Source organism: Salinisphaera orenii subsp. halophila YIM 95161, from assembly GCF_003732545.1.
Taxonomy (GTDB): domain Bacteria; phylum Pseudomonadota; class Gammaproteobacteria; order Nevskiales; family Salinisphaeraceae; genus Salinisphaera; species Salinisphaera orenii_A.
In genome coordinates this window covers 1-7456 of sequence record NZ_AYKF01000139.1, presented here as the reverse complement: position 1 = coordinate 7456, position 7456 = coordinate 1, and the positions used below count along the sequence as shown (strand labels likewise).

The 7456-nt window shown below is 71.3% G+C and carries 6 protein-coding genes; 2 read left to right on the top strand and 4 right to left on the bottom strand.

What is annotated here, in order from left to right; genetic code table 11:
* Positions 1-982, top strand: a 982-nt coding sequence (locus SAHL_RS16570) for a thiamine pyrophosphate-dependent enzyme (protein WP_123592525.1), incomplete at its 5' end; no start/stop codon positions are given.
* Between the two features lie 529 nt (positions 983-1511).
* The gene (locus SAHL_RS16565; RefSeq protein WP_123592524.1) at positions 1512-2138 is read left to right on the top strand and encodes an ABC transporter substrate-binding protein; all 627 of its coding nucleotides are present in this window, start codon (positions 1512-1514) and stop codon (positions 2136-2138) included.
* Positions 2139-2561: 423 nt separating this feature from the next.
* On the opposite strand, the gene idi is transcribed toward SAHL_RS16565, so the two are convergent.
* From idi to mvaD, 4 genes are all read right to left on the bottom strand, one after another.
* Positions 2562-3152 (bottom strand): isopentenyl-diphosphate Delta-isomerase, encoded by a 591-nt coding sequence (gene idi, locus SAHL_RS16560; RefSeq protein ID WP_123592523.1) that lies wholly within the window; start codon positions 3150-3152, stop codon positions 2562-2564.
* A gap of 9 nt (positions 3153-3161) precedes the next feature.
* Positions 3162-5435 carry a hydroxymethylglutaryl-CoA reductase, degradative gene (locus SAHL_RS16555; RefSeq protein WP_123592522.1) on the bottom strand — a complete coding sequence of 758 codons (2274 nt, stop codon included), beginning with the start codon at positions 5433-5435 and terminating at the stop codon, positions 3162-3164.
* 36 nt (positions 5436-5471) lie between these two features.
* Positions 5472-6503 (bottom strand): mevalonate kinase family protein, encoded by a 1032-nt coding sequence (locus SAHL_RS16550; protein ID WP_123592521.1) that lies wholly within the window; start codon positions 6501-6503, stop codon positions 5472-5474.
* Positions 6496-7456: diphosphomevalonate decarboxylase (mvaD, locus tag SAHL_RS16545; RefSeq protein ID WP_123592520.1), on the bottom strand; the 961-nt coding region annotated here is incomplete at its 5' end. The genes SAHL_RS16550 and mvaD, both read right to left, overlap by 8 nt.

The following is a 7456-nucleotide window of genomic DNA, read 5'->3' as shown; positions in this document are numbered from 1 at the left end:
GGCCGGCCACGCGCTGGCCGGCCGCCGCGCCGTGGCGCTGATGTCGGATACGGGCCTGGGCAATGCGGTGTCCCCGCTTGCCGCGCTGACCTGGGCGTTCGGCCTGCCGATGCTGCTGGTGGTGTCGTGGCAGGGCGCCGACGGCGATGAGCCACAGCCGGGGTTGCTGGGCCGTATCACGCCCGATCTGCTCGACAGGCTGGAGATCGCCTGGGAGCGTCTGCCGGAAGACGCCGGGGATCTGGAGCCTGTGCTCACGCGCGCCGAGGCGCATATGGCCGAGACCGGGCGCCCCTACGCGCTGATCGCGGGCGGGCGAACCTTCGCGCCGGCCGAGGCCAGTCAGGCGCAGGCGCCGAGTCAGAGCCGTGGCGCCATCACGTTCCGGCCCGCGCCCCGGCGCACGCCCCGGGTGACCCGGCGCGACGCGCTGCGTCGGCTGGTGGAGCGCACCGACGAGACGACCGACGTGGTCATCACCGGCAGCGACCATGCGGGCCGCGCGCTGCACGCCCTGGCGGATCGCTCGAACCATTTCTATCTGCTCGATGCCGCGGCCCGGCCGTCCATGCTGGGCCTCGGGCTGGCGCTGGCGCGGCCCGATCTGACCGTGATCGTGATCGACGGGGACGGCGGCGCGCTCACCTACATGGGCGCGATGGCGACGCTGGGTGCCTACGGACCGAGCAATCTCTGCCAGCTGCTGCTGGACAACGGCTGCTACGAATCCGCCGGTGGCCAGGCCACGGTCTCCGCCGGTCTGTCGTTCGCCGCGATCGCCGCGGCCACCGGTTATCGCACGACCTACGAAGGCCACGACATCAATCTCGTCGACCGGGTGCTCGAGGGCAGTTCGCGCGGGCCGGCGTTCTCCCACCTGCATATCGTGGCCGACGGCGAGACCGGCGCGCTCCCGCGGCCGCCGCTGGCACCGAGCGACCTGCGCGCCCGTTTCATGCGCCATATCGGCGCGCTCGGCTGAGCCGGTTTTACATCCCGGCCCGGGCAGGCACTCGCGCCCTGATCCGGGCGAGCCGTGCGACCGTTCCGGGTCGCACAGCCCTATCCGGCTACGGTCCCCCGGGGCCCGCGCGGCCGTGGCCGTCGGTGGCCGGCTGGGCGCGAACCGCGTATCTGGGGCGTCCCAGGTATGACCGTCAGCTCGGTCGCGACAGCCTGCGGGCAGCGGGCATCGGCCCGGATGGCCACGCCGGGGCTTCACCCATTGGCGGCGCTGTCCAGGCCGCTGATCGCGTTGGGTGCCCGGCCTCCGGATGCCGCGAACCGGTCTTCTAGCGACGCTGCCCGGCGCTGATCCGACGCGACGCCGCCCGGACGCGATGATCGCTCGTGTCGTGACCCGCCTCGAAGGATGCCGATCCGGTTTTGCGAGGTCCGGCGAGCGCGGCGGCCGATGACGATTCGATGAACGATCTTGCGGCCGCCGAACTGTCGGGCCGCCGCCGTGGTCCGACTTCAGCGAGCTGGCATTCCTGGCGGAGAGCGAAACGATGCAAGGACTCAAGCAGACCGTGATCTGTGTGGTGGCGACCCTGGTGATCTGCGCCTGCATCGGCGTCTGGACGGTGGCCGCGGCCGAACCCGCGCGGGCGACGGTCGAGCGCGTCAACAGTCGTGTCCTGATCGTGATGAAGCAGGCCGAGGAACTGGGTTTTGCCGGCCGCTACCGCGAGCTGGCCTCGACCATCGAGGACAACTTCGATATCGAGCGCCTCGCCCGCCGCACGCTGGGCAAGCAGTGGCGTGCCCTCGATGCCGCGCAGCAGGCCACCTGGGTGGACCAGTTCGGCAGGTACCTCATCCGCGCCTACGCCCAGCGTTTCGACCGCGACGGCGGCCGGCACTTCGAGATCACCGGTGCACGCGACGTCGATCGCGGCCGTCGCCAGGTCGAGGTCGCACTCGTCGGCGATGACGACGAACGCACGCCCATCCGCTATGTGCTGGCCAACCGGGGCGGGGACTGGCGGATCGTCGATATCATCGGCCGCTTCGCCGAGACGTTGGGTCTCGATTCGGATCGCCGGGCCGCCGCCGTGCGCGAACACGGCGCCGCGGCGTTTCTCGATCGTTTCGAGAGACGCCTCGAGGCCGGCCCGGAACTGCCGCAGGCCTAGGCGGCCGGCTGGGTCTGCGGGAATCGTGCGGTTGGCCTGGCGCACGGCGCGTTGCAAGGCGATGTGAGGCCGGCGGCCGACAGATCACGGATGCGGGGCCGTGAGCGTCCGCACGGGACGGAGCACCCTCTCGTCGGATGGTTGTGCGATAGCGAGGCACCATTCAGTGCTGGCGACGCCGTGAGGGCGTATCGCGGCGTGTGCCGGGTCGGAGGATTGATCGCCCGGGCCCGGCGACGAGGTCGAAGCGTGTTGAAAGACCATCGGCGGAGCGGGCATCTGCTGCAGGTCGGGAATGGGCGTCGCGCGACCGTGCCGCCGGCGCGTCGACCGGCGATGCGGTGCATCATGGCCGGCCCGGGGCCGGACATGTCGCTCGCCTCGGGTGACGCCCGCTCGGTGAACGGGGCGTGACGGCGGCGATCAGCGCGCGGCGAGCGCCTCGACGGTGTCCCAGTGCGCGGCCCGGATGCGCGGCCATTCCATCTTGAGCCAGGGTGTGTAGCGTTCCGGGTGCGCGGCCAGTTCGGCGTCGAGCGTGTCGGGTGCGACCGGACGACAGGCCGAGATCTCGTTGGGATTGACCGAGACCGGCGCGTCCGAGCGCGCGGCGTAGACCGAACACATCTCGTGCTCGGAGCCGGCCTCGCCGAAGCGGGCGTGATATTCGAAGCGATAGAGAAAGCTCAGCCGGGCATTCACGCCCAGCTCCTCGTGCAGGCGGCGCACGGCCGCCATGTCCACGCTCTCGCCACGGCGCGGATGGCTACAGCAGCTATTGGACCAGTAGCCGCCCCAGAGCTGCTTGCCGTCCGCGCGCCGCTGCAGCAGCGTGTTGCCGTCGCCGTCGAACAGGAAGATCGAGAACGCGCGGTGCAGCACGCCTTCGCCGACGTGGGCCTCGGCCTTGGGCATGTGGCCGAGGACGTTGTCGTCGGAGTCGACCACGATGAGCGGCTCGTCGTCGAAGGAGACGACCGGGGCCGCGGCGCTGGCGTCGATTTCCGGTCTCATGGCGGCAGCCTAGCGAATCTCGGTGATGAAGGTATTGTAGCCGGCCGCGCGCATGGCCGAGGCGATGGACTCGGTGCGGTCGGCCTCGGCGACCGCGATCATGGCGCCGCCGCCGCCGCCGCCGGTGAGCTTGGCGCCCAGCGCGCCGTTACGACGCGCGATCTGGACCAGATCCTCGATCTCGCGCGACGAGACCTGGAGGGCGTTGAGCAGGCCCTGGTCGATATTCATGAGCTCGCCGAGTTCGGCGAGATCGCCCTTGCGCAGGGCCTCGACCCCGGCCAGGGCGAGTTCGTCGATCTGCGAGAAGATGCTCTCGTAGCGCTGCGGGTTGTTCTGCCAGGCCGTGCGCACGTGGCCCACCGTCTGCATCGTCAGCGTGGCCACGCCGGACAGGCCGATGACGATGGGCACCGGCCGCGGCGTGGCGAGATCGCGGATGTCGGGCCGGGCCCGGGCGCTGTCCTTGCGGAACAGGATCGGGCGGCCGAAGGTGGCCAGCGTGTTGTCGATGCCCGAGGGCGTGCCGTGGGCGATCTTCTCGCAGTCGAAGGCGAGATTGGAGATCTCGCGTTCGCTGATCTCGACCGCGAAGCAGCGCGCCATCGCCCGGATCACGGCCACGGCGAGCGCGGCCGAGGCGCCCAGCCCGTTCGCGCGCGGCACCCGCGGGAAAACCTCGATGCGCATCGCCCGGTCGGCCACGCCGAGACGTTCGGCGATCAGCGAGATCGAGGCGTGCAGTGAGCTGATCGCCGGCTCCGGTTCGGACAGGCGCATCTCCACGCCCCAGCGCGGGATCATCAGGTCGATGTGGTCCCGCTGGGGTTTGACCTCGGCGCGGATGTCCAGCGGGATGGGGGCCGCGATCGCATGCCGGCCGTAGACCACCGAATGCTCGCCGAGCAGGATGATCTTGCCGTAGCCGATGTCGCCGGCGGACTCGGCGTGCGCCACCGTTTCCCCGCCGCCGGAGGCGGGCGAGGCGGCCGGGGCGCCGGCCTCGAGCTCGGCGATGATCTCTCGCGCCCGCCAGACCTTGATGTCGCCGCCGGCGATCAGGCGGTCGACCACGTCCTCGAAGCGGGCCTCGCTCGCGCCCGCGGCCATCGCCACGCTGCGGGCGTGCAGGGTCATGTGGCCGCGCTGGATGCCGTGCGTCGACAGCGCCTTGATCGCGGCCAGGTTCTGGGCGAGCCCGACCGCGCCCATGACTTCGGCGAGTTCGGCCGCCGAGGACACGCCGAGCACGCGATGCGCGATTCGCACCGCCTGGTTGGACTCGACCTGGCCGCCGACGGTGCCGATCTTGAGCGGCACGTCGAGCTCGCCGACCAGGTCGCCGTCGGCGTTGGCGTACCAGCGGGTCAGCGAGCTGTAGCGCCCGGTGCGCGCGGCATAGGCATGGGCGGCGGCCTCGATCGCGCGCCAGTCGTTGCCGGTCGCGATCGCCACGGCGTCGATGCCGTTCATGATGCCCTTGTTGTGCGTGGTCGCGCGGTACGGGTCGACCTCGGCGAATTCGTTGGCGAGGATGATGCCGTCGCGCACCTGCTCGCCGGAATAGTCGCCCGCGGCGAGCTGGCGTGTGGGAATGGTGGCCCGGGCGCGCACCAGCGCGCGGTCGGTCAGATTCGACAGGATGCGCAGGAAGACCCGCCCGCCGGAGATCTTCTCGACCAGGGGGGCCGCCCCCTCGCACATCGTGTTGACGAGGTTCGCGCCCATGGCGTCGCGGGTGTCGACCAGCAGATGCACCACCAGCATCTCGCCGTGGTTCGCGGTGCTGCCGTGGGTCAGCACCTCGATGTCGCAGGCGCCGCCGCCGCGGGCGACCATGTTCGGATGCAGGCTGTTGGCGAGGTTGAGGATCTCCTCGCGCGCCTGCAGCAGGGCCTGGCGGGCGTGGGCGGCATGCGGCACGTCCACGATCTGGATCTGGCCGATCAGCAGCGGCCGGTCGGCGACGCTTTCGAAGCCGCCCGCTGCCCGCACCAGCTTCGATGCGGAGCTGACCGCGGCGATGATCGAGGGTTCCTCGACCACCATGGGCACGAGATAGTCGCGGCCGTTGACCCGGAAGTTCAGCCCCAGGCCCATCGGCAGGCCGAAGGCGCCGATGACGTTCTCGATCAGGCGGTCGGCCTTGTCGGCATCCAGCAGGTGGGTGCCGTCCATGAGCATGTCGTATTCCGTTTCGCTGATCACCTCGCGCTCGAGCAGCACGCGCAGCCGGTTGGCCACCGAGAACTTGTAGAACGCCGGAATCCGGGAATGGCTCATGACGCGGCCGTCTTGGTCGTTGCTCAATACAGTAGTCTAGCGCGGGGCGTCGTCGGCGCCTGTCTCGACACGCACGCCGGGCGCCCCGAAGGCCAGCGGCACGATCTGCGCGCCGGCCGCGGCGAGTGCCTGGCGCACACGCCGATCGTCCTCGCCGCGGCGCACGAACACCAGTCCGACGTCGCCACCGCCCGCGCCCGAGGTCTTGAACACGGCATTGTAGCGCGCCGCGAGCGCGTGGAGTGTCTCGTGATGCGATCCGACTATGCCCGCGTCCGCGCCGTGATCGAGTGCCAGAAGCGCTTGATGATAGGCCTCGGCCAGACGCAGGAAGCGCGCGTCCTGCGCCAGCGCATGCTGCGCCTCGTCGGCCAGCGTCGACAGCCGCGCGATGTCCGCGGCGTGGGCGTCGGGATCGTGCTGCGCGTAGGCGCGAACCCGTGCAACCAGATCGGCTGTGCGCGCGCCGGTGCCGGTGATCACGATCCGTAGCACGAGCGAGGCCGGCCAGCTCAGGGGTGTGGGCGGGCGGTCGCGGGTGTAGCTGATCAGGCCGCCGTACACGGCGGCGGCGACGTCGCCGCCGCTGCCGGCGCCGTTCTGGGCGCGCCGGTGCGCGTCGATGGCCAGCCGCGCGAGCGCATCGGTCGAGAGCGCTGCGCCCGCGGCGTGGGCCAGTGCGCGGGTGAGCGCGGCCGCGACGGCGGCACTCGAGCCCAGGCCCAGCTTGTGGCCGTCGCGGGCGAAATCGTGGCTGTCGATGGTGACCGCCTGCGGGCCGGGCAGCCCGATGCGTTCGGCAACGTGGGCGCGCACGGCGTCGAAAACGGCCAGCCGGGTCCGCGTGCGGTCGTCGATGTCCGCCGGCAGGCAGGCGTCGGCCGCGAGCGTGATCCCTTCCAGGCCGAGATTGGGGGCGCTGATCCGCCACCGCGCGCTCGGCGCGAGGGTGACTCGTACGCGCCGGTCGACGGCGGTGAGCAGGGCCGGCGCGCCGTCGAGGACCGCATACTCGCCGATCAGGAACAGCTTGCCCGGCGCCGATACCGTCAGCGACGCGTCAGTCATGGCAGTGGGCGTCGGGGCCGAGCACGCTGCGGCGCGTCTCCAGAACGCCCGGCACGCGCTCGAGCGCGGCGGCGACCGTCTCGGCGTGCGCCGGCGGGCAGAGCGCCTTGACCTGCGGCCCGGCGTCGATCGTGAAGTAGACCGGCACGCCGTCGGCGCGCAGCGCGCGGACGGCGTGCATGGCCGCCACGGTGGCCGCGTTCCAGTAGATCTGGCCCGGGCGGGTGGACAGCATCAGGCCGTGCAGTTTCAGGCAGCTGTGTTCGGCCAGTTCGCCCATGGCTTCGAAATCCCGCGCCGCGATCGCTTCGCGCATGGCCGCGAGGTCGGGCTCGGCGTGATCCACCCAGGCCTGATAGAAATCAGACGTGTCTGCGCTTCCGGTCATGCCGGCGGTCGAATCCAGCGCCTTGGCGCCGTGTTCGGTGATCGCCACGATCACCGTCAGCGGCCACTCCGCAGCGTCGAGAAGCGGACTGGCGGCGGCGTCGAGGCCGTCGTCGCGCGTGCCGCGCCGCATTTCGACGAAGCCGCCGAAGATCGAGCGCGCCGCCGAGCCGGAGCCCTGGCGGGCGAGCACCGACAGCGCCCGCGGCTCGAGCGTCAGGCCGGCCGCCCGGGTCGCCGCGACGGCGAGGGCGGCGAAGCCCGAGGCCGAGGAGGCCAGCCCCGCGCCGGTGGGGAAGTTGTTCCACGACTCGATGCGCGCGCGGGTGTCGATGCCGGCCTCGGTGCGCACGAGGTCGAGAAAGCGCGAAAAGCGCGTGGTATCGACGCGCCGCCCGCCGATGTCGACGCGATCCGCATCCAGACCGGGCAGGAAGGCCACGCGGGTATCGGTGTAGAGCGCGTCCAGCGTGATCGAGATCGAGCCCACCGCCGGGAGGTTGAGACGCGCATCGCGCTTGCCCCAGTACTTGATCAGGGCGATGTTGCTGTGGGCGCGGGCGGTG